Here is a 21,410-nt window from a genome sequence, read left to right as displayed (position 1 = left end):
TCGCCGGCCTCACCCCGAAGGAGAAGTGTGACCGAACGCCAACGGCCCGTCGTCATCCCACTGAGCGATGTGACGCCGATTCCCGCCGCGGAGGCGCCCACGAAAGTACGCATAAGCCGGATCATCACCCGCGCCGAACACGGCAGCAATCTCACCCAGGGCGTGTGCTGGATGGATCCGGGCGAGGAAACCAACCGCTGGTCGAGCGCCGCCGAGAACGACACCGAGCCTGGCGACCATTGGTACGGCCCGGTCGACGAGACGTACTACATCATCGCGGGCACGCTGCGATTCACCTGGGATGAAGACGTGGTCGACCTCAAACCGGGTGACACGGTTTACCTGGCCCCGGGCTGGACCTACCACCTGGCCAATGTGAGCGACCAGCCGGCGTTCTTCGTCTACAACATGACTCCCGCGCAGGAGTGACGGATGGACCGCATCGCTATCTTCTGGGATGAACGCGTACTGGATCACGACACCGGTGTCGCACTGCATGAAGGGGCCGCCAGCCCCTGGATCACCGCTCCCCAGCCGCACACCGAGGGACCGGCCCGCGTACGGGCCATGCACGACGTGGTGTCCCGCGGCCCACTTGCTGGTCAATTGACTTGGCATCCTGGGCGGTTGGCCACGGAGGCGGAGCTCGCAACTGTCCATCCGACCGAGTACATCGACCGAGTACGCACATTGGCCGAAACCGGTGGCTGGGCCACCGCGACGACCCGTGCGGGCGCCGGCTCCTATGACCCGCTGCGAGCCGCGGCAGGTACTGCATTGGAAGCCGCCGCGGCGGTGCTCGACGGGCGGAGTCGGATGGCGTACGCGCTGATCCGCCCGCCCGGCCACCATGCGCAGCGCGCGCAGGCCGACGGTTACTGCTTCTTCAACCATGCCGCGCTCGCCGCCGAACTGGCCTTGCGGTCAGGGGTGCCCCGCGTGCTGACGGTCGACTGGGATGTGCACCATGGCAACGGAACCCAGGACATCTTCTACGCCCGCCGGGATGTGCTGACCACAAGCATCCATATGAACCATGGCGCCTGGGGACCCAGCCACCCGCAGACCGGCGGCGCCGACGAGGTCGGCACCGGCGAGGGCGCCGGCTACAACGTCAATGTGCCGTTGCCGCTGGGCGCCGGCGACACCGCATATTTGCGCGCGTTCGACGAGGTGATTGCGCCGATCGCGCGTACGTACCAGCCGGGGCTGATCGTCGCGGCCAGTGGCCAGGATGCGAGTGCGTTCGATCCCAATGGCCGACACAATGTTTCGATGACCGGTTTCCGCGGAATCGGTCAACGCCTGGCGGCCCTTGCCGACGAGGTGTGCGACGGTCGGCTTGTGGTCGTCCAGGAAGGTGGTTACAACCCCTCGTACGCGCCGTACTGCCTACTCGCCACACTCGAAGGCCTGCTCGGCGCCGATCCGACGCCCGACCCGCTGGCTTACGTGCCCGACCAGACGCTTGGAGTCGATGCTGCCCTGGCAGCCGTCGTCGAGCAGCACCGCGACGTCTGGTTCGCGCTCTCCGATCATCCCGCAAACTGAGGAATTGCCATGCCACAACTCGCCTTTCCACTGACCACCTACCGCGCACGGCTGACCGACGTGCAGGCGCGTATGCGCGCCGCCGGCCTCGACGCCATGGTGATCACGATGCCCGATGCAGTGCACTGGCTGACCGGAGTCGACTCGGTCGGCTACCTGTGGCCGCAGGGACTCGTCGTGCCCGCAGATGAAGGCGGCCAGCCCGTGTTCGTCACGCGCACCACTGAGCAGCCCGGCGTCGACGCCTGCTCGTGGCTCACCGAACGTCGCTTCTATGACATCTCGGTCACCGATCCGGTTGACGCGTTGATCGACGCGGTCGCCGAAGCGGGATTCGGTAATACCAGGCTAGGTCTCGAAACCGACGCATTCACAATGCTGCCTTCGACCTATCTCCGAATCGTCGAGGCGTTTCCCGACGCGAAGTTCAGTGACTGCAGCTACATCGTGCCCGAGGCCCGGCTCGTCAAAACGGAAGCGGAACTCGCATACCAGCGCCAGGCCGCCGCGATCGCCGACCACGCCATGCGTCAGGTTCTTGCCGAGGTCCGCCCCGGAGTCTCTGAGCTTGAGCTCGCGGGGATCGCCGCACGTGCCCTCGGCGAGGCCGGTGGCGAACATGCGGCCATACCGCCGATGGTCGTATCCGGTGAGCGCAGTGCGCTGGTGCACTGTATGGCAGGGCGTCGTGTCCTCGGCCGCGGCGATGTCGTGTGCATCGAGTTGGCCGGTGTGGTCAATCGCTACCATGCGGTGCTGATGCGCACCGCGGTCATCGGCACACCGAACCCCAGGGTGCAAGAGGTCGCCGAGCTGCAGAAGCAAGCACATCTGGCCGCAGTCGCCCGTACCGCGCCCGGTGTCGCGGTACACGAGCCCGAGGACGCGGCACGAGAGGTATTGGAGCCTGCCGGTTTACACGCCAACCGGTGCCATCGCATCGGTTACAGCCTCGGCGTCGCCTACCCACCGGGCTGGCTGGAACCGATGACCATGGTCCAGGGCGACGAGCATGTGTTCGTGCCGGGAATGTCGTTCACCGTGGAGCCGAATCTGCATCTGCCCGAAGAGGGTTTCGGCCTCAAGCTCGGCGAGACCGTGGAATGCACGGCCGACGGGCCGCGTTCGATGACGACTCTCGACCACGACATCTTCGTCGTATGACCGTCCGCTGAATCAGGAGTCGAAGCCGAGACCCGCGGCGTCGAGCGCACGCAACAGCAGATTGCGCTTGCCGTCGCGGTGATCGGCGCGGTCCAGCGCCCACCGCGTCGCCGTGACCCCGAGCCAGGCCAGCGGTTCCGGCGGGAAGGGCAATGGCTTGGACGTCACCATCGACAGCTCGGTTCGTTCGGTGCGCTGTCCCTGGACTTTGTCGAGCAGAACATTCGCGGCGAACCGCGTCGCCGCGACGCCCAGACCGGTGAATCCCGCCGCATACGCGATGCGGCCCCGGTTCGCGCCACCGAAAAATGCGCAGAATTGCGTCGACGTGTCGATCACGCCGGCCCAGCGGTGGCTGAATTTCAGGCCTTCGAGCTGCGGGAACGTGGTGAAGAAATGGCTCGCGAGCCGGGTGTAGGTCTCGGGCCGGTCTTCGAGGCGGGGGTCGATGCGTCGGCCGAAGTGATACACCGCGTCGTATCCGCCCCACAGGATGCGATTGTCGGCCGACAACCGGTAGTAGTGGAACTGGTTGGCCATGTCCGCAATGCCTTGGCGGCCACGCCATCCGATGGAATCCAGCTGCGTGTCTGACAGCGGCTCGGTCATCAACACGTAGTCGTACACCGGCACGGTGTGGTACCGATACCGCTTGAGCAGTGATGGAAAGGCATTGGTGGCCAGAATGACTCGGTCGGCATACAGTGGCGCGACCTCGGTCGCGACGCAGATCGGCGCCTGCCCGCGCGCGCCGGTCAGTCCCGTCACCGGGGTGTTCTCGAAGATTTCCACGCCACTGCGCGCACACACCCGCGCGAGTTCGGCGGCCAGCTTGGCCGGGTGTACGGTCGCGGCCTCGCGCGGCGAGTAGAAACCGGCCAGGTACGTCGGCGAATTCACCTGCTCCCGAACGGCACTCTGGTCGAGGAACGTGCTGTCGGAATGCTCCGGCCGCGAGCGTAATTCGGCGGCCTGATAGTCCTCAACCGCAACGTTGAGCACACCGTTGCGTTCGAAATCGCAGTCAAGGCCGAGCTCGAGCACCGCCTTCTCGATGGCGTCGAGGTTCTCGTGACCGAGCCGCTGCAGCGTGTCGAATTCTTCTGGCCACCGGCTGCGGCCGTTCGCCTCGCCGTGGGTCAGGCTGGCCTCGACGAACCCGCCATTCCGGCCGGAGGCGGCGCAGCCGATCGTGGCGGCTTCCACGAGCGCAACTCGGATGCCGGGGTCACGCTCAACCGCCAGCAGCGCACTCCACAGCCCGGTGTAGCCGCCGCCCACGATGACCAGGTCGTAGTGCGCCGTTCGGGTGACCGCGGGGAATTGGGTGCCTGCGCCGCTGTCCGCGAGCCAGAAGCAGCCGAGTTCGGATTCGCTGAGGGCTTGGCGCACAACGTGTTGCGATGGAAGTTGACGTTCGAAGACTGTGCCGGACACGACTTATCGACCTCTAGCGAAGAAGTGGTTGGTGGGAGTCATCCTGCCAGGCAGAACAGCACAACAGCCCCGGCATTGTGTAAGGGATCAGCACCTTGACGTGACACTGTGTCATCGCCTTTTCCCTCCCGATCAGCTAACCGCGGCCACATCTGTGACGATAGCCAGGTGAGCTACCCGAGAGATCTGGTCGGTTACGGCCGCACCCCACCAGACCCGCAGTGGCCAGGCGGTGCGGCGATCGCGGTGCAGTTCGTGCTCAATTACGAGGAGGGCGCCGAGAATTGCGTGCTCGACGGCGACCCGGCCTCGGAGACGTTCTTGTCGGAGATGACGCCCGCCGAGGCGTTTCCCAATCGCCACATGAGCATGGAGTCGCTGTACGAATACGGGTCGCGGGCCGGGTTATGGCGGCTGCTAAGGGTTTTCGAGCGTCGCCAGATCCCGTTGACGATCTTCGCGGTGGCCCGTGCGATGCAGCGCAATCCAGAGGCGGTGGCCGCTTTCGCCGAGCTCGGCCATGAGATCGCGTGCCACGGCCTGCAATGGAAGTCGTATCAGCTGATCGACCGTGACACCGAGCGTGAGCACATGGCCGAGGCGGTGCGGATCCTGACCGAGCTCACCGGTGCGGCCCCGCTGGGCTGGTACACCGGCCGCGACTCACCGAACACCCGTGAACTCGTCGTGGAGCACGGCGGATTCGTCTACGACTCCGATTCCTATGCCGACGACCTACCGTACTGGGTTCGGGTAGCAGAGAAAGACCACCTGGTCGTACCGTACACGTTGGACACCAACGACATGCGATTCGCTTCCCCCGCAGGGTTTTCCAACGGTGAGGAGTTCTTCGCACACCTGCGCGACGCGTTCGACGTGCTGTACGCCGAGGGCATGGCGGGCAACCCCAAGATGCTCTCGGTCGGACTGCACTGCCGGCTCGCGGGCCGGCCCGCCCGCACCGCGGGGCTCGAGCGATTTCTCGACCACGTGCAGGCTCACGAGAACGTGTGGCTGGCCCGTCGCATCGAGATCGCCGAGCACTGGCGCGCGGTGCATCCGGCGTCCTAGCGCCGTCGGATCGGTCTCGGGTCCACCACCCCGGTGCGGATCACGACACCGACACGGCAACCAGCGAATCCCGCTTGGCCAACACGTAGTACAGGCCGAACGCGACACCGCAGCCGATGAACCAGCTGTACTGAGCCGCGGTGTGCATGCCCACGACAGTTCCGCCGAGAAGCACCGGAATGACGGCCAGCACCGCGCCGACCACGGTCGCGATCACCGCGATCCGGTTGTAACCCTTGCTGTACCAGTACTTTCCGGACTCCGCCATCGTGAACAGGTCGTCGACGACGACCTTCTGCTTGCTCACCAGGTAGTAGTCGGCGATCAGCACACCGAACAGCGGTCCGATGAACGCGCCGAGCGTCTCGAGGGTGTAGTGGATGACCTCCGGGTTGTTGTAGAGGTTCCACGGCGTGATCAGCACCGACCCCACGGCCGCGATCATGCCGCCGGCGCGCCAGCTGATGCGCTGCGGGCTGACATTGGAGAAGTCGAATGCCGGGCTGATGAAGTTCGCGACGATGTTGATGCCGATCGTGGCGATCGTGAACGTCAACGCGCCCAGCACGATCGCGAATGTGCTGTCGATCCGAGCCACCGTCTCGACCGGGTCGGTGATCAGCTCGCCGAACACCGGAAGCGTGAGCGAAGCCGTCACCACCACGAGCACCGAGAACACCAGGAAGTTCACCGGCAGTCCGAGGAAGTTGCCTTTCTTCACGGCCGCGAATGATTTGCCGTAACGCGAGAAGTCACCGAAGTTGAGCATCGGACCGGAGAAGTAGGACACCACCAAGGCGATCGCGCCCAGCATGACCGGCACCGAGGCCCACCCGCTGTAGGTGACGTCGCCGAGGTTGAGATCGATTGCGCTCCAGCCTGCCTCGTAGATCAGATATCCGCAGAGCAGGAACATCACGACGTAGACGGCGGGCCCGCAGAAGTCGATGAACTTGCGGATCGACTCCATGCCGCGCCAGAACACGCAGGCCTGCAGGACCCACAGCAGCAGGAAGCTGCCCCAGCCCAGCAGCGACAGGCCCGCGAAACCGTAGTCGGCGACCACCGCGTAGGGCGCCAGTGCGGGAAACAGTTTGATGAGCACGATGTCGAGCGCCGCCGACGCCAGGAAAGTCTGGATGCCGTACCAGGCGACCGCGATCAACCCGCGGATGATCGCCGGGATGTTCGCGCCGAGCACACCGAACACCGTCCGGCAGATCACCGGGTAGGGCACGCCCGCGGCCTGGCTCGGTTTCGCGACCAGTTTACAGAAGAAGTACACGATCGTGATGCCGATGAGCAGCGCGACCAGCACCTGCCAGCTGGCCAGCCCGAGGGCGAACAAGCTGCCCGCCGTCACGTAACCGCCGACGCTGTGCACGTCGGACATCCAGAACGCGAATATGTTGTAGGAACCCCACGTCTGCTTGCGCAGCGGCGCGAGGTCCTCGTTGGTCAGCCGCGGGTCGTAGCCGGGTTTGATGTCGCCGCTGCCGACCGGATGACCGGCCGCCTCGATGAGATCTCCGGCCCCGACCATGGCACCCGGCGGCAGATCGCCGGCGGTCTTGGGAACTGCGGTTTCTGTCATGGATTGACGCTAGAAACGCAGTGTTTCCGCGGCATTTCCCCAGCGCTATGCCGTTATTTCGCGAGAAATATATTCAGGGTCGTCAGGCCAGCAGACCGGTGTCGGTCGGTAGGGTCGCGATCACCGCATTGAGCCGCACCGCGTGTGCCTCGGACGCCGCGACCAGGCGTTCGGGATCCTCCGCGAGAAACGCGTCGAGCATCTCGCGGTGATCGGCATGCAGGTGAGCGCGGTCCGCAGGCCCGACATGCACCATCGACTGCACGGGCTCGGTGACGTTCCAGGCCGCCTCCAACATGTGCAGCAGGCGGTACATGCGTGACGGCCGGGTCAGGGCGGCGTGGAACTGCCGGCTCTGACGGTGGTAGGCCACCGCGTCGTCGTCGGCGATCGCCTGTTCGAGCAACCGGTTCGCCTCGATCGCGGCCGCACGGTCGTCGTCGGATGCGTTGGCCACCGCAACCATCAATGACGCCGACTCCAAAGTCTCACGCACGATGTACATCTCGCGCAACTCCGCAGGCGTCAACAGTGCCACGCTGTATCCGGCATTGCGGCGGTGGGCGACCAGGCCCTCGCCGATGAGGGTCTTGAGTGCCTCGCGGACCGGGATCTGGCTGACTCCGAACACTTCGGCCACCTCGGCGAGCGGGATCGGTGTCCCGGGCGGTACGCCGCCGTCGAGAATCGCGCGGCGCAGTTCACCGAGGACGGCCTGTTGGGACGGCGAAGCCGGATCAGCCATCAGCTGTTCGAGCAGAGCCGATCGCCGGTGGGGCCGCATGACCGGCCAGGTTAGGCCACCGATGTTGCGGGCGGCCGTCACCGGCGTTTCGAACGTGTGGCGCAGCGACCGTCAGAGTGAGGCCGTCACATGCCAAAGCGCTTGCAAGTCGGACTGTTCCGTGCGCAGCGGGCTCAGGGCCACGTCGGTCGCCCCGGCATCGAGATAGGTCCGAAGCTGGGCACGGACCTGGTCAGCGGAGCCGACGGCGGCGAGTTCGGCGACACTGGACACCCCTTCGCGGGCGATGACCTTCTGATACGACGGGATGGTCTCGTAGAACGCCAGCTGCTGCGCGGCCAGCTCGCGTGCAGCGTCGACGTCGTCGGAAACCAACGCGGGCACCATCGCGGTCACACGCGGCACGGGCCGACCCACTGCAGCGGCAGCATCGTTGATCGTCGGCACGATGAACTCGCCGACGGTACGCGGCCCGGCCAGGTACGGCAGCGTGCCGTCGGCGAGTTCACCGGTGACACGCAACGCCTTGGGACCCATCGCGGCCACGTATATGGGCACCGGCGTTCCGCCCGGGATACGTACGGGCCACTCGGGTTCGACGGTGAATTCGCGGCCGCGGTAATTGACCTCGCCGTCATCGAAGATGGCCCGGAGCACCTCCAGATGTTCGCGTAGCCGTTCCACCGGGTTCGGCCACACGGTGCCGAAGCCCTGTTGTTCCGGTGCGTGCGATCCCAGGCCGAGCCCGAGGCTGAAGTTGCCGTGCGCGGCTGCCTGCGCGGTCTGGGCCGCGGACGCCACCAGCAGCGGATGGCGCGGGTTGATCGGCACCACCGACGTGCCGACGCCAATGCCGGGAACCGCCGCACCGATCAGACCGGCCAGCGCGATGGCGTCGACATCGAACCGCTGCGCCAGCCAGATCTGCCGAACCCCAGCGTCGAAGGCGCTGCGGGCCTGGGCGATCGCGTCATCGACGACATTGGGCGCGGACAGGTTCACGGCGAGCACGATTCCGGTGGACATACCCGCACCAACCGTCCACCGCCGCCGAGCTATTCCGTTCTACTCACGCTGAGCTTTACTCATGACGCGACGCCGCAATTGTTCGGTGGCAACGTCGAGCACAAGCTTCTTGGCCCGCTTGATCAAGAATTCCGGTATCGGCATCGCCAAATCGACGATGATGTCGAACCGCACCCGGGTTCTGTCGACCTCGCGCGTGAGGTTGTACTCGACGTGCTGTCCGCGCTGCTGCAGGTTGGCCTCGGCGTCCCACACCATCCAGTGCTCACCCCAGTGGTACTCCAGCAACTCCTTGTCGGTGATGCCGAGCAACCGCATCGTGGCCTTGACATGGTGCGGACGACCGTCGGGATAACGGTCGATCACCTCGACATGCCGGTGCAACGACGACCAGGCCGGTAACGCGTCGACGTCGGCGAGCACATCCATGATCGCCTCCGGCGGCGCGTCGAAGACCACTTCCGTGGAGGCTTGGACGGCCATGCCGGCAAATCTAACGCCGCGGGCGCTCGCGGACGGCGGTTTGGGGCGATCAGGATGATCGTCGTGCCACGATCACCGGTACCCGGGCCGAGTGCAGGACCTCCGAACTCACCGAACCGAGCAGCATCCCGGTGAAACCGCCCCGGCCGCGGCTGCCGACCACGATGAGCTGTGCGGACTCCCCCTGTTCCAGCAGTTGCCGTGCCGGATTGTCCCGCATGACGATTCGCTGCACCGCGACGTCCGGATACCGCTCGGCCCAGCCCGCCAACTGCTCGGCAAGCACCCGTTCTTCGCGGGGTTTGAGATCGGTCCACCTGACGTCGGGGAAGTTGTAGTCGAGATCGTTCCAGGTATGCACCACAACGAGTTCCACACCGCGCCGCGACGCCTCGTCGAATGCGATCTCGGTGGCCAGCTCAGACGCGGGCGATCCGTCGAGCCCCACCACCACCGGCGCGGACTCCGATACGGACACGCCGTCGTGGATGACCGCGACAGGACCGTTGGCGTGCAGCACCAGCGTGGAACTCACCGAGCCGAGGATGCGCCTGCCCCACTTTCCGAGGCCGCGCGACCCCACCACCACGAGATCGGCTTCACGCGAACAGTCGATCAGCGTCGCGACCGCGTGGGCCGGGGTGAGCTTCTCGACGATGTGGAGCGGTTCGGCCGTGGCGGTGGCTTCCTGCGCGACCCGGCGCGCAGCGGCCAGCACATCCCGGCCGTGCTGCTCCTGTACCTGCCAATACTGTTCGGACAGTGGCACATCCAGCCATACCGGGGCTGCGGCAGTGCCCTGCGCGTAGACGAGGATGAGCGGTACCCGTCGCAGCGCCGCGTCCTGCGCGGCCCACCGTACTGCCGCGTCGGATGACGACGAACCGTCGATCCCGACGACGATGCCGCGGCGTTCAGATTGTGACTTCATCGCTCATCTCCTTGCCTGCCGGCGCGGCACACCAGCACCGGCACCGGGCTGTGGTGCAGCATGTTGAGACTCGTGGACCCGAGCACCACGCCGGCCAGCGCGTCGCGGCCGCGGGTACCGACCACGACGAGTTCGGCTCCGTCGGCGTGGCGCATGATGGCCTTACCGGGTGAGACCGGCTCGACGAAGCACTTCGCGTCGACATCGGGATGGCGTTCGTTCTGCGCATCAACGGTTTCGGTCAACGCTGTCAGTTCGGCGACTTCCAAAGCCTCCCAGTCGATCACGAACGGGATCGTGACACCTGTCTCGGCTGGTACGGCAAACGACAGGGAACGCACAGCCTTGAGCGGGACTCCCAGTCGGTCGGCGAGTTCGAACGCCGTCGTCAGCGCATTCTCGGCGGCCGGGCTGTCATCGACACCGACCACGATCGGCCCGTCACCGGGCGCGACGCGGTCCCCGCGAAACGCGACCACCGGGCACGCCGCGCGGGTGGTCACGGCCAGCGCCGTCGAGCCGATCAGCAACGCCGCGGCAGGCGTAACCGCCTTGCCGCCGAGTACGACGAGCCGCGCCTGTGCGCTCGCCGCGATCAGTGCCTCGTCGGCCGGTTCGTTGACCGATGCCGTGGTGATCTGCAGGCCGGGGCGTTCAGCGCTGACCGCCTCGACCGCGGCCTTGAGAAAGATCTCGGCGCAGTCCTGCTGATAGCTCATCATCGCCGCGACCATGGCACCGGCGGTCTGCGTCAGATTGCGGCCGATCGTCGGCAGCGCATGCAAGACATGCAGCGGCGCACCGAGTTTCTCGGCGACCGCCCCCGCCCAGCGCGCGGCGTTCACCGCGCTGTCGCTGCCGTCGATTCCGACCACTACCGGTGCTGCCGAGGAAGTCATACCTCAATCCTGGCCAGCGCCGGTTGCCGCGGCAATGGTCCAAAGACCCTAATCCCAGCCGATGTCCTCGATGCCGGTGGTGGATTGCGGTGGGGTGCCCGGCGCGGCGGGCGGCGTGCGGGAGAAACGCGGCGCGGGTGCGGCCTGGTCGACGCCGTCGACCGCGACGAGCGTCGACCGGGCCCGCAGATGTTCGTTTTCGGCGGCCTCGCCCCACGTCAGGACAGGTGTCACGCAGGCATCGGTGCCGGCGAAGATCTTCGTCCATTCGTCGCGAGTCTTGGACTTGAATCGCTCGGTGAGGATTTCCCGCATCTCGTCGTAGCGGGTCAGTTCGAACTGTCCGGGGATCTCGTCGGCGCCGAGACCCAAGCCGGCGACCAGCTGAGCGAAGAACTGCGGTTCGATCGCGCCGACGGCCATGTACTTACCGTCGGCCGTCTCGTAGGTGCGGTAGTACGGCGCGCCGCCGTCGAGCAGGAACGACTCCCGCTCATCGCGCAGCGTTCCGGTGGCCCGCATGGTCCACATCATCTGCGCGAGCATGCTGACCCCGTCGACCATCGCGGCGTCGATCACCTGCCCTTTTCCGGAACGTTCGCGCTCATAGAGCGCCGAGACGATGCCGACCAGCACGAGCATCGACCCGCCGCCGAAATCGGCGACCAGGTTCAGCGGCGCGACGGGCGGCCGGTCGCGGTAGCCGATCGCGGACAGCGCACCCGTCTGCGACAGGTAATTGATGTCGTGGCCCGCGGTCTGTGCGAGCGGGCCGTCCTGTCCCCAGCCGGTGATGCGCGCGAAGATCAGACGCGGGTTCACGGCCTCGCAGTCCTGCGGCCCGATGCCCAGCCGTTCACAGGTACCGGGGCGGAAGCAATCCAGCAGCACGTCGGCCTTGGCGACGAGATCGAGCAACTTGCCGGGTTCGGCCTTGACGTCGAGGTCGACGATACGTTTGCCGCGGTGCAGCAGATCGACGTTCTCGGCGGGCATGGTCAGACCGCCCGGACGGCGCACCCGCACCACATCAGCGCCCAGATCGGACAGCATCATCGCGGCGTGCGGCCCGGGGCCGATGCCGCCGAGCTCGATAACTCTCACCCCGGCCAGGGGTCCGGTGTTCGTCATGCGAGGCACACTAGCTGGGTGACGGAAAACGCCTACACAGTCGGTGACTATCTACTGGACCGCCTCGCCGAACTCGGCGTGACCGAGATCTTCGGCGTTCCCGGCGACTATCAGCTGGAGTTTCTCGACCACATCCTGGCCCACCCGCAAATGACGTGGATCGGCGGCGCCAACGAACTCAACGCCGGTTACGCCGCCGACGGCTACGGCAGGCTGCGCGGGATGGCCGCGCTGGTCACGACGTTCGGCGTCGGCGAACTCTCGGCCGCCAACGCGGTCGCGGGCAGTTACGCCGAACATGTTCCGGTCGTGCACATCGTCGGTGCGCCGTCCAAGGACTCTCAGGCGGCACGGCGCATCGTGCACCACACCCTCGGCGACGGCGACTTCGAGCACTTCCTGCGCATGAGCCGCGAAATCACGTGCGCCCAGGCCAATCTGGTGCCCGCCACGGCGACCCGCGAGATCGACCGCGTCCTCTCGGAAGTCCGCGAGCAGAAGCGCCCCGGGTATCTGCTGCTCGCAACCGATGTGGCGCGCTTCCCCACCGAGCCGCCGGCCGCGCCGCTACCCCGCTACACCGGTGGCACCAGCCCGCGGGCGCTTTCGATGTTCACCGAAGCCGCATCCCAGCTCATCGGTGAGCACCGGCTGACCGTGCTCGCGGACTTCCTGGTACATCGGATGGGCTGCGTCGCCGAGCTCAATGCCCTGCTCGGCGCCGACACCGTCCCGCACGCGACGCTGATGTGGGGCAAGAGCCTGGTCGACGAGAGCTCGCCGAACTTCCTCGGGATCTATGCCGGTGCGGCCAGCGAGGATTCGGTTCGCGAGGTGATCGAGGATGCGCCCGTGCTGGTTACCGCCGGCGTGTTGTTCACCGATATGGTCAGCGGCTTCTTCAGCCAGCGCATCGACCCTGCCCGCACCATCGACATCGGTGTCAACCAGAGCGTGGTCGCCGGGCAGGTGTTCGCCCCGCTCGACATGGGAGCCGCGCTGGATGCCGTCACCTCGATCCTCAAGGGCCGCGGTGTGACGTCGCAGACGTTGCCGCCGGCCCCCGCCCGCCAGCCCGGCACACCTCCGGCGCGCGACGCCGCGCTGACGCAGGAAACGTTGTGGGACAAACTTTCCGACGCGTTGACGCCGGGCAACGTGGTACTGGCCGACCAGGGCACGTCGTTCTACGGCATGGCCGGGCACCGATTGGCGTCCGGCGTCACGTTCATCGGCCAGCCGCTGTGGGGTTCGATCGGCTACACGCTGCCCGCCGCACTCGGCGCCGGCCTGGCCGCCCGCGACCGCCGCACGGTGCTGTTGATCGGGGACGGCGCCGCGCAGCTGACCGTCCAGGAACTCGGCGCCTTCGGCCGCGCCGGGCTCGCGCCCGTCGTGGTCGTGGTCAACAACGACGGATATACGGTCGAACGCGCGATCCACGGCGTCACAGCCGAATACAACGACATCAGCGGATGGCGCTGGACCGAACTACCTGCCGCACTGGGGGTCTCCGATGCCCTGACGTTCCGGGTCAGCACCTACGGCGAACTCGACGACGCGTTGACCGCGGGCGCCGACGCACAGGACCGCATGGTGTTCATCGAGGTGCTGCTGGGCCGCATGGACATCCCGCCGTTGCTGACCGAGCTCGCGCAGTCCGCGTCGGCGGCGAACGCCGGAAAGGTCAGCCCTTCTTGACCTTGAGCACCTGCTTGCGCAGACCGTCCGTGGCGGTCTCCATACCGCCCTTCATGGTCCGCTTGAGGATGAACCCCGGCAGCGGCACCGACAGGTCGATCGACATGTCGAACCGAACCTTGGTCTTGTCACCGTCGGGCGTCAACGTGTAGCTGGCGTCCTGGGCCTTGAGCTGGCCGGCACTCACCAACGTCCAGCTGACCTTGTTCTCCGACCAGGTGTACTCGATCACCTGCTCGTCGGTCAGCCCGGCGGCCTTGACCGTCATCTTGGCCCGCCGAGGACGGCCGTCGTCGAACGTCTCAAGGATCTCGGCACGCTGGAACTGCGGTGACCAGCTGGGTGTCGCCTCGACATCGGCGATGACGTCGAGAATCTCCTCCGGCGTCGCTTCGATCACAACTTCTCGGGAATCGCTGGTTGCCATGCCGCGAACCCTATCGGGCTAGGCTCGGCGCCATGAGCGATACCGTCGATCCGACCGCGCCGCCGAGCGGCACCGGATGCGCGGAATGCGATGCGGTGGGCGGCTGGTGGGTGCACTTGCGACGCTGCGCGGCATGTGGACACATCGGCTGTTGCGATGATTCCCCCGCCCGTCACGCATCGGCCCACTGGCGGGCCACCGGGCATCCGATCATCCGGTCCTTCGAGCCGGGTGAGGACTGGTTCTGGGACTTCGACACCAACGCCTACGCCGACGGGCCCGAGCTCGCCCCGCCACCGCATCGGCCGGCCGATCAGCCGGTGCCCGGTCCACGCGGGCGGGTTCCGGCCGACTGGGCTGCGCAGCTGCGCCGTCGTTAGCCGGCCAGGACGGCCTTGGCGGCGTTGTAGCCGGGGATGAAGGTGATGCCGGGGCCACCGTGGCATCCGGCGCTGCCCAGGTACAACCCGTCGATCGGTATCCGTTGGTCCACATAGCCTTTGGGTCCGGGGCGGTTGGGGCCCATCTGCTCGGGATGGATGAGCCCGTGACAGTAATCGCCGCCGGGTGCGCCGAACATCGTGCCCATGTGCTTCGGCGTGAACGTCGTGTGGCGGATGATGCGACGCTCGAAATCCGGTGCGAGCCTGGTGATCTTCTCGATGACGCGCCTGCCCATTTCGACCTTCATGTCCCCGTAGCCAGCGGTGGCCTCTTCGACCGGGAACCACAGCGCGAATGCCGATGCGGCGTGCTTGCCCTCGGGCGCCAGGGTCGGATCGTGGGCGGACGGTATCTGGAACGCGATGGCGGGATCGGCGGGGACGATACCGCGCTTCGAGTCCTGCCACTGCTGCTGCAGTTCCTCGGGTGTGCTGAAAATGCCGATGGCGGCCTGCATCTCGGGATCGTTGAGCAACTCGTAGGGTGCGTCGAACGTCGGCGCGCCGTCGAGGGCGAAGTGCATCTGCAGATAGCTGCCACGGTGGTCGGTGTGGCCGAACCGATCCCGGACCTCAGCGGGCAGCACCGCGGGGTCGATCAGTTCGGTGACCGTCAGATCAGGTGCGATGGCCGAGACGACGACAGGCGCGGTGACCGTAGAACCGTCGGTCAGCCGCACTCCGGTCACTCGGCCGGTGTCGACGAGGATTCTCTCGACGCTGCTGCGCAGCCGTATCTCACCGCCGCTGTCGGCCAGTTGCCGGCACAGATGGTCGGTGAGCGCGCCGACGCCGCCTGCCAGTTTCTTCATCAGCACCGCGTTCTCGTCGGGCACGGCGAGCCCGAATGCGAGTGCGGCGGCACTGCCGGGTGTTTCGGGTCCGCGGTAGGTGGTGTTGACGGCGAGGAATGCCAGCATGCCGCGCAGCGCGCCGTGCTTCTCGCGGTCGGGCAGGTAGCGGTCGAGCACATCGCTGACCGAGCCGAACAGCAGATCGGTGATCGCCGCGCGTTCGGATTCTGTTGTGGCGCAGGCATACATCTCGTCGAGGGTGCGCGGCGGCCGATTCGCGTCGAAGCGGCCCAGCGCCCGCGTGGGGGCCTGGCTCCACGCCATCAGACCGGCCATGCCGGTGACCGCGTCGGCCCCGTGCACTTCCCCGAGGTGCGTCAGCATTTTCATCGGGTCGGAGAAGTAGACCACCGGGGCATCACCGATGCCGCGCAGGGACACCGACATGACCTCGAGGTCGATGGTCGGCAGATCGTCGAGCCCCAGCGCGCGGCTGACCACCGCGGACGTCGGGAACTGCAGGGACCCGGCGATCTCGAACCGGTAGCCCTCGAACAGCTCGACCGTCGAGGCCATGCCGCCGGCATAGCGCTTGCCCTCCAGGCACACCGTGCGCAGCCCCGCGCGCTGCAACAGCGCGGCCGCGGTCAATCCGTTGTGGCCGGCACCGATCACGATCGCGTCGAAATCCGCCATCGGCTGAGGCTGACATGCGACCCAAAGTTTTGTCAATAGTGACAAAACATGGTCACGCGAGACCCGAGCGCAGCGATTCCAGCCCGGCCCGGCACAGCCGCGCGAGCTCCGGCAGCGTCCGCTCCTCGTCGCCGGCCATCCACAGCTCCATGGCACCGAAGACCGCAGCTGCCACACACCGCGCGGTGACGACGACGCGCAGCAGATCGTCGCCCTGCGGCGCAGCCGGTTCGCGTTTGGCCAGGTGGTCGGCCACCGCCTCGGCGAAATCCGTTTCGACCTGGCGGATGTGCCGCACGATGCGGCCGGGGTCGAGTTCAGACGAGCGCATCGCCGCGATCTTCGTGACGGCGTCAACGTCGTAGGGAAAAGCCAGAATCGCCGACTGCACCGAGTCGAGGATGGATTCACCGGCGGGCCGTTCGGCCAATGCCGCGCGGAACCAGTGCAGGCCGGCGTCATAGTCGGCGAACAGCAGGTCGTGCTTGGAGTTGAAGTGCCGGTAGAACGTACGCAGCGATACGCCGGCATCGGCGGCGATCTGTTCGGCCGAAGTGTCCTCGACGCCTTGCGCGAGAAATCGCACGAGCGCGGCCTGGCGCAACGCTTCGCGCGTGCGTTCGCTGCGTGCGGTCTGCGCCGGCCTGGCCATGCCGGTAAATTACCGCACCGCCGAATCACGCCGTAGAAATGTCAACATTGACAAAACATCGGCCAGCGAGTGTGCTCACGCCATGGTGTCTCTCATCGTTCATGCCGTACTGGGTATCGCCGTCATCGCGCTCGTGGTCCGCTTGAATCCACAGATCTTCAGCCGCCCGCCCGGCCCACAGTTCTCCAAGACGGAGCTCGCGTTCTACCTCGTCGGCATCGCGTCGATCCCGTTGTGCTGGTATTTCAACTCGCAGTTCGTGGCCCAATATGCCGTGCCCGGGGGGAATCCGATCTGGGGTCCGGGAAGCTGGACGGAGTTCATCCAGCTCGGCTACACCAATCCGGCCGCGAGTTCGGCCAGCGCCGACTACACGATCGCGAATGTCATTCTGTTGCCGCTGTTCACGATCATCGATGGACTGCGCCGCGGCATCCGCCATCCCTGGCTGTTCTTCGTTTCCAGCCTGTTCACGAGCTTCGCGTTCGCATTCGCGTTCTACTTCGCGACCATCGAGCGCCAGCGCCGCCACCAGCAGGCCGGGCTGCCGGTCGGCTAGCGCTGAGGGGTCGCCGCGGCGGCTCGGCTGCGCAGCCGCGTCATGGCCATGCTCATGACGTCGTAATACCGCGTGGGTGCGATGCGCGCGAGCGCGTCGAAGACGTACGCGTCCGGCCCCACCAGGATCCGGGCCTTGCCCGCCTCCACCCCGCGATGGATAATCTCGGCGGCCTTGTCGGGCTGGGTCATCGTGATCGCGGCGAACTCGTCCGCCATCTGTTCGTGGCTGCGGCCACGGCCCTCGGGGTCCTTGCGGAACCGGGCATTGCGGACGATGTTGGTGTTGATCCCACCGGGGTGGACGTTGATCGCGGTGACGCCCGTCCCGCGCAGTTCCTGGCGCAGCGAGTCGGTGAACCCGCGCACCGCGAATTTCGCCGAACAGTAGGCACTTTGGTTGGGCATGCCCACCAGGCCGAAGACACTCGACGTGTTGACGATCGCGCCCTCGTCCTGTTTGACCAGGATGGGCAGGAACGCGCGCGTGCCGTTGACGACACCGTGGAAGTTGATGTCCCACAACCAGTTGTCGTCCTCCGGCACCGAGTCGAGCACACTCGACGAGACGGCGACACCGGCGTTGTTGAACACCGCACCGATGGGCTGTGGCGCCCAGTCGGCGACCTCGGCGGCGAAATCGCGCTGTGCGTCAACGTCACGCACGTCGAGTACGCGGGCCAGGACCGGGCCGCGCAAGCAGGCTTCGGTCTCCTTCAGACCGCCCTCGTCGACATCGGAGATCGCGACCGGGCACGAGTGCGCCGAAAGCCGTTGCGCGAGCGCACGTCCGATACCCGACGCGGCACCCGATATGACGATGGTCCGGCCGCTGATGGTTCGACGCTTGCTCACTGGTGCTCCTTGAGTTCGGGGTGGACGGCGGTGTGCGCCGTGATCAAATCCAGCAGTTTCGGCCAGGCACCGACGGGCAGGTCGTGTCCCATGCCGGTGATGGTTTCCAGCCGCGCACCCGGAATCGCCCTGGCGGTCGCGGCGCCCCCGGTCGGGTGCACCATCCGATCGCGGTCACCGTGGATCACCAACGTCGGCACGTCGATGTGTGCGAGTTCGGCGGTGCGGTCGACGGACGCGAAGATGCCTGCCAGTTGCCGGGCCGTCCCCTTCGACGCGGCGGGGTCACGATCCCAGTCGATGCCGGATGTCTCGCGCACCCAGGTCTCGTCGAACGGATAGCCGTGAGAACCGATGTGCCGGAACATCTTCACCGCGGCTTCGGTGGCCTCGGCACGGGTTCGCGGCGGACGCGCCGTGGCCATCCGCCACCACGTCGACGGCGCCGGCCTGCCGATGCGGGGTGCACCGGTGTTCGACATGATCGACGTCAGCGTCGTCACCCGGCCCGGATGGTGGGCGGCGACGGTCTGCGCGATCATGCCGCCCATCGAGATGCCGACCAGGTGTGCCTGCTCGTAACCCAGCGCATCGAGGAGTCCCACGGTGTCGCGGGCCATGTCGCCGAGATGGTACTGGTCGGGGTGATTGCCGCCGCGCAGGATGGCCAGCGGAGGTGGCGGCGGATACGACATGTGGGTGGACCGTCCGGCGTCGCGATTGTCGAACCGGGTCACGCGATATCCCCGGTCGACCAGAGCCCTGACAAACCCGTCAGGCCACGAATGCAATTGCTGGCCCAGCCCGGCGATGAGCACGACGGGCGTCGCATCCGGGTCGCCGAACTGCTCGTAACACAGCCGGATTCCACGCCCGACGTCGACGATGTGCTGCTCGGTCATGCGCTGACCTCCTCGGCGGCGCGGTTCGTGATCACCGGCGATCTATCCCTTCTCCGGTAGACAACCGCGAGACCGCCTCGGCTCGGCGCCGTCGCGATGCCCCTGGAATGCGTGCGTTCACCCGGCGAATAGGTGGTGCGGAACTCGAATTCCCGTAGCAGCGTGCGCAATACGACGTTCATCTCCATGTTGGCGAACGCGGCGCCGATGCAGCGGCGGATACCGCCGCCGTAGGGAATCCACGTATGGGTGTCCGGGTTGGCGCCGAGGAACCGGTCCGGATCGAAGGCCTTGGCATCGCGAAAATTGCGTTCGGAATCGTGTGACAGCGCGATGCTCGCGATCACCACATGACCTTCGGGAATCACCCACTCCCCCAGACGCAATCGCTGCCGCGCAACGCGGCTCGTGGCGGCGATCACCGGGCGGGTGCGCTGCACTTCCCAAATCGTCGCCTGACGCAGTTCGGATCCCCCGGCGTCGGCCTCCGCGGTCAACCGGGCCAGCAGCCGCGGGTGCCTGCGCAACCGCTCGATCGCCCACGCCAAAGTCGTTGCGGTGGTCTCATGACCGGCGGCCAGCAGGGTCAGCAGCTCGTCGGCCACATGTGCATCGGAGATCGGTGTGCCGTCCTCGTAGCGCGCACTCAGCATGAGCGCCAGCACATCTGAGCGGCTGTCGAAGTCAGGATCGACACGCGCCTCGGCGATGAGCGACGTCACGATCTCGTTGTAGCGGCGGCGCGACCGTTGCACCCGGCCCCATGGACTCCACGGGCCGAGGTCGCGGCGCAGCGCCGCGGGCAGCACCGCCATGCGGGACGCGAGCGGCACCATCGGCGGAAGCAGTTCGCGGAGTTCGTCGAGAGATTGGCCCTGGGCCCCGAACACCGTGCGCAGGATCGCGTTGAGGGTGATCCGCATCATCGGCTCCAACGTCGCGAACTCGCGACCCTCGGGCCAGCCGGCGCTCTCCCGCAGCACCTCTTCCTCGACGATGGCCTCGTAGCCGGCCATGCGCTTGCCGTGAAACGGGGGCACGAGCAGCTTGCGGCGGGCCCGGTGATCGTCCCCGTCAAGGCTGAACGTCGAGCCCGGCCCCAACACCGTGCCGAGGTTGGCGGCGCGGCCGACGAGGTCACCGTTCGTGGTGAAGAGGTCTTTGAGCAGAGCCGGGTCGCTGACCACGACGGCTTCGCCGAAGATCGGCAGGTCGACGGTGAACGCCCCGTCGTAGCGTCGACCGACCGCCGCGACCGCCCGGTGGCGCGCGGCCAGGAACGCTATCCCGGTGACGAGCTTGGGGATCCGGGGGCCTGGCGGTAACCGCACCGGATCTGTCGTCGCCTCCGCCATGCCTGCCCCTCCCGCGTCGGTACCGCGATGTACCAGACGTACGGTACGCCGCGGTACCGCTCACGGCAAGGTGTCCTGCTCCAGCCGTCAGCGCGCCCGAGGGGGTGTGCGCTACCCGCGGGGTTCCAGCAACGCGATCGACGCGTCGACGGCCTCTTCGGTGATGTCACTCATCCGGCCGCCGCTCTCGACGGTGATCGCGGTCAGCTCGCGCAGACCGCCCAGCACCATGATCACGCGCTGACGCGACACCTGGACTCCCGCAGCGTGAAACTCCTCGGTGTCGCTGATCGTCTGGACCATCGCGATGAAGTTCTCCATCGCCTCCCGCTGCAGCGCGCGTGCGGACGTGCCCAGCGACGGCACGTCGCGAATCCAGCTCAACATCAGCTCGGGATGCGCCTCACCCGACGCGATCCACGCCTCGATGGCCTGGCGGACCTGATCGCGCCACGGCGCATGCGGATCGACGGCGGCCGAGATCTGACGGACCTGTTCGGCATTCGCGTTGGTGAGCAGGGCGACAAAGCACTCCTCACGGTCGGCGAAATGCTCGTAGAAGGTGCGGCGTGAGGTGCGGGCACGGCGGACGATATCGGCGACCGTGGTCTTCTGGTAGCCGTCCTCGATGATCGACGCCTCGAGTGCGTCGAGCAGGCGGAGCCGAAAGGCACTCTTGTCGGCCTCGACGGCGGTAGCGGCACTGTTCATATCGGGCTGCAATCGTACTGACCGAGCCGCTGCTTCAGCGGCGCACCGTCGGGCTGTGGCCGAATGTGGACCTCGGGCCCGAGCCGCGGGGCTGGTTCTGCTGAAACGCCAGGCACGTTCCCAGATGCCCGGCCACACACGGCACGCCGTTCATCGTCGGCACCGGGCCGCCGGAGTACACACCGGTGGGATCGCGGTAGGCGGGCTCGGCCGTCGCCGAGGGCGCGAACATCACCGCCAGCGCCAAACAGGCCGTCACGATCCGGCACATAGCGCCAGGGTAG

General features: G+C 66.8%; 23 protein-coding genes. 7 read left to right on the top strand and 16 right to left on the bottom strand.

Annotated elements, in window-relative coordinates; translation table 11 throughout:
- Positions 1–27 precede the first annotated feature (27 nt).
- Genes ACOI2T_RS05465 through ACOI2T_RS05455 form a run of 3 tightly spaced genes read left to right on the top strand, consistent with a single transcriptional unit; the run spans position 28 to position 2,715 of the window.
- Positions 28–429, top strand: a complete 402-nt coding sequence (locus tag ACOI2T_RS05465; RefSeq protein ID WP_409503760.1) for a cupin domain-containing protein — start codon at positions 28–30, stop codon at positions 427–429.
- 3 nt (positions 430–432) lie between these two features.
- The gene (locus ACOI2T_RS05460) at positions 433–1,551 is read left to right on the top strand and encodes an arginase family protein (RefSeq protein ID WP_409503761.1); all 1,119 of its coding nucleotides are present in this window, start codon (positions 433–435) and stop codon (positions 1,549–1,551) included.
- 9 nt (positions 1,552–1,560) lie between these two features.
- The gene (locus ACOI2T_RS05455; RefSeq protein WP_409503762.1) at positions 1,561–2,715 is read left to right on the top strand and encodes a M24 family metallopeptidase; all 1,155 of its coding nucleotides are present in this window, start codon (positions 1,561–1,563) and stop codon (positions 2,713–2,715) included.
- Between the two features lie 12 nt (positions 2,716–2,727).
- Here ACOI2T_RS05455 and ACOI2T_RS05450 read toward each other — a convergent pair whose 3' ends face one another.
- Positions 2,728–4,152 carry an NAD(P)/FAD-dependent oxidoreductase gene (locus ACOI2T_RS05450; RefSeq protein WP_409503763.1) on the bottom strand — a complete coding sequence of 475 codons (1,425 nt, stop codon included), beginning with the start codon at positions 4,150–4,152 and terminating at the stop codon, positions 2,728–2,730.
- 168 nt (positions 4,153–4,320) lie between these two features.
- On the opposite strand from ACOI2T_RS05450, the gene puuE reads away from it, so the two are divergent.
- Positions 4,321–5,223, top strand: a complete 903-nt coding sequence (puuE, locus tag ACOI2T_RS05445) for an allantoinase PuuE (protein ID WP_409503764.1) — start codon at positions 4,321–4,323, stop codon at positions 5,221–5,223.
- Positions 5,224–5,263: 40 nt separating this feature from the next.
- On the opposite strand, the gene ACOI2T_RS05440 is transcribed toward puuE, so the two are convergent.
- The 7 genes from ACOI2T_RS05440 to ACOI2T_RS05410 form a co-directional block, all read right to left on the bottom strand.
- Complete coding sequence (locus ACOI2T_RS05440; protein ID WP_409503765.1) at positions 5,264–6,817, bottom strand: NCS1 family nucleobase:cation symporter-1; 1,554 nt, start codon at positions 6,815–6,817, stop codon at positions 5,264–5,266.
- Positions 6,818–6,899: 82 nt separating this feature from the next.
- Entirely contained in the window at positions 6,900–7,601 is a 702-nt protein-coding gene (locus ACOI2T_RS05435; protein ID WP_409503766.1) for a GntR family transcriptional regulator, read from the bottom strand.
- A 72-nt stretch (positions 7,602–7,673) separates the two neighbouring features.
- Positions 7,674–8,588, bottom strand: a complete 915-nt coding sequence (locus ACOI2T_RS05430; protein WP_409503767.1) for an LLM class F420-dependent oxidoreductase — start codon at positions 8,586–8,588, stop codon at positions 7,674–7,676.
- A gap of 39 nt (positions 8,589–8,627) precedes the next feature.
- Entirely contained in the window at positions 8,628–9,071 is a 444-nt protein-coding gene (locus ACOI2T_RS05425) for an SRPBCC family protein (protein ID WP_409503768.1), read from the bottom strand.
- Between the two features lie 49 nt (positions 9,072–9,120).
- A complete protein-coding gene (locus ACOI2T_RS05420; RefSeq protein WP_409503769.1) occupies positions 9,121–10,002 on the bottom strand; it encodes a universal stress protein in 882 nt (293 codons plus the stop codon).
- Positions 9,999–10,901, bottom strand: a complete 903-nt coding sequence (locus tag ACOI2T_RS05415) for a universal stress protein (RefSeq protein ID WP_409503770.1) — start codon at positions 10,899–10,901, stop codon at positions 9,999–10,001. Before ACOI2T_RS05415 ends, ACOI2T_RS05420 begins: the two co-directional genes overlap by 4 nt.
- A gap of 48 nt (positions 10,902–10,949) precedes the next feature.
- A complete protein-coding gene (locus tag ACOI2T_RS05410) occupies positions 10,950–12,032 on the bottom strand; it encodes a CaiB/BaiF CoA transferase family protein (RefSeq protein WP_067846394.1) in 1,083 nt (360 codons plus the stop codon).
- 18 nt (positions 12,033–12,050) lie between these two features.
- On the opposite strand from ACOI2T_RS05410, the gene ACOI2T_RS05405 reads away from it, so the two are divergent.
- Positions 12,051–13,733, top strand: a complete 1,683-nt coding sequence (locus ACOI2T_RS05405) for an alpha-keto acid decarboxylase family protein (RefSeq protein ID WP_409503771.1) — start codon at positions 12,051–12,053, stop codon at positions 13,731–13,733.
- Here the strand turns inward: ACOI2T_RS05405 and ACOI2T_RS05400 are convergent.
- Positions 13,720–14,160, bottom strand: a complete 441-nt coding sequence (locus tag ACOI2T_RS05400; RefSeq protein WP_067846400.1) for an SRPBCC family protein — start codon at positions 14,158–14,160, stop codon at positions 13,720–13,722. The two genes, ACOI2T_RS05405 and ACOI2T_RS05400, sit on opposite strands and share 14 nt — an antisense overlap.
- Positions 14,161–14,192: 32 nt before the next feature.
- Here ACOI2T_RS05400 and ACOI2T_RS05395 point away from each other — a divergent pair, with 32 nt between their 5' ends.
- Positions 14,193–14,540, top strand: coding sequence for a UBP-type zinc finger domain-containing protein (locus tag ACOI2T_RS05395; protein ID WP_409503772.1), 348 nt, complete (start codon positions 14,193–14,195; stop codon positions 14,538–14,540).
- On the opposite strand, the gene ACOI2T_RS05390 is transcribed toward ACOI2T_RS05395, so the two are convergent.
- On the bottom strand, positions 14,537–16,093 hold the full coding sequence (locus tag ACOI2T_RS05390) for a phytoene desaturase family protein (RefSeq protein ID WP_409503773.1): 1,557 nt from the start codon (positions 16,091–16,093) through the stop codon (positions 14,537–14,539). The two genes, ACOI2T_RS05395 and ACOI2T_RS05390, sit on opposite strands and share 4 nt — an antisense overlap.
- 52 nt (positions 16,094–16,145) lie before the next feature.
- Entirely contained in the window at positions 16,146–16,745 is a 600-nt protein-coding gene (locus tag ACOI2T_RS05385; protein WP_409503774.1) for a TetR/AcrR family transcriptional regulator, read from the bottom strand.
- Positions 16,746–16,827: 82 nt separating this feature from the next.
- Here ACOI2T_RS05385 and ACOI2T_RS05380 point away from each other — a divergent pair, with 82 nt between their 5' ends.
- On the top strand, positions 16,828–17,304 hold the full coding sequence (locus tag ACOI2T_RS05380) for a DUF2834 domain-containing protein (protein WP_067846412.1): 477 nt from the start codon (positions 16,828–16,830) through the stop codon (positions 17,302–17,304).
- Here the strand turns inward: ACOI2T_RS05380 and ACOI2T_RS05375 are convergent.
- The 5 genes from ACOI2T_RS05375 to ACOI2T_RS05355 all read right to left on the bottom strand — a co-directional run bounded on the left by ACOI2T_RS05375 (position 17,301) and on the right by ACOI2T_RS05355 (position 21,397).
- The gene (locus tag ACOI2T_RS05375; protein WP_409503775.1) at positions 17,301–18,158 is read right to left on the bottom strand and encodes an SDR family NAD(P)-dependent oxidoreductase; all 858 of its coding nucleotides are present in this window, start codon (positions 18,156–18,158) and stop codon (positions 17,301–17,303) included. The two genes, ACOI2T_RS05380 and ACOI2T_RS05375, sit on opposite strands and share 4 nt — an antisense overlap.
- On the bottom strand, positions 18,155–19,060 hold the full coding sequence (locus tag ACOI2T_RS05370; protein WP_409503776.1) for an alpha/beta fold hydrolase: 906 nt from the start codon (positions 19,058–19,060) through the stop codon (positions 18,155–18,157). Before ACOI2T_RS05370 ends, ACOI2T_RS05375 begins: the two co-directional genes overlap by 4 nt.
- Positions 19,057–20,415, bottom strand: a complete 1,359-nt coding sequence (locus ACOI2T_RS05365) for a cytochrome P450 (protein ID WP_409503777.1) — start codon at positions 20,413–20,415, stop codon at positions 19,057–19,059. Before ACOI2T_RS05365 ends, ACOI2T_RS05370 begins: the two co-directional genes overlap by 4 nt.
- Positions 20,416–20,526: 111 nt before the next feature.
- Positions 20,527–21,126: a TetR/AcrR family transcriptional regulator gene (locus ACOI2T_RS05360; protein ID WP_067846424.1), complete on the bottom strand. Its 600-nt coding sequence runs from the start codon at positions 21,124–21,126 to the stop codon at positions 20,527–20,529.
- A 34-nt stretch (positions 21,127–21,160) separates the two neighbouring features.
- A complete protein-coding gene (locus ACOI2T_RS05355) occupies positions 21,161–21,397 on the bottom strand; it encodes a hypothetical protein (protein WP_409503778.1) in 237 nt (78 codons plus the stop codon).
- Between the last annotated feature and the right edge of the window lie 13 nt (positions 21,398–21,410).

Origin of the sequence: Mycolicibacterium wolinskyi str. Jessa 2025, from assembly GCF_049241375.1 — a bacterium.
GTDB classification, from domain to species: domain Bacteria; phylum Actinomycetota; class Actinomycetes; order Mycobacteriales; family Mycobacteriaceae; genus Mycobacterium; species Mycobacterium wolinskyi.
The sequence above is the reverse complement of the archived record's forward strand: the minus strand, read 5'-3'. Positions and strand labels throughout refer to the sequence as shown.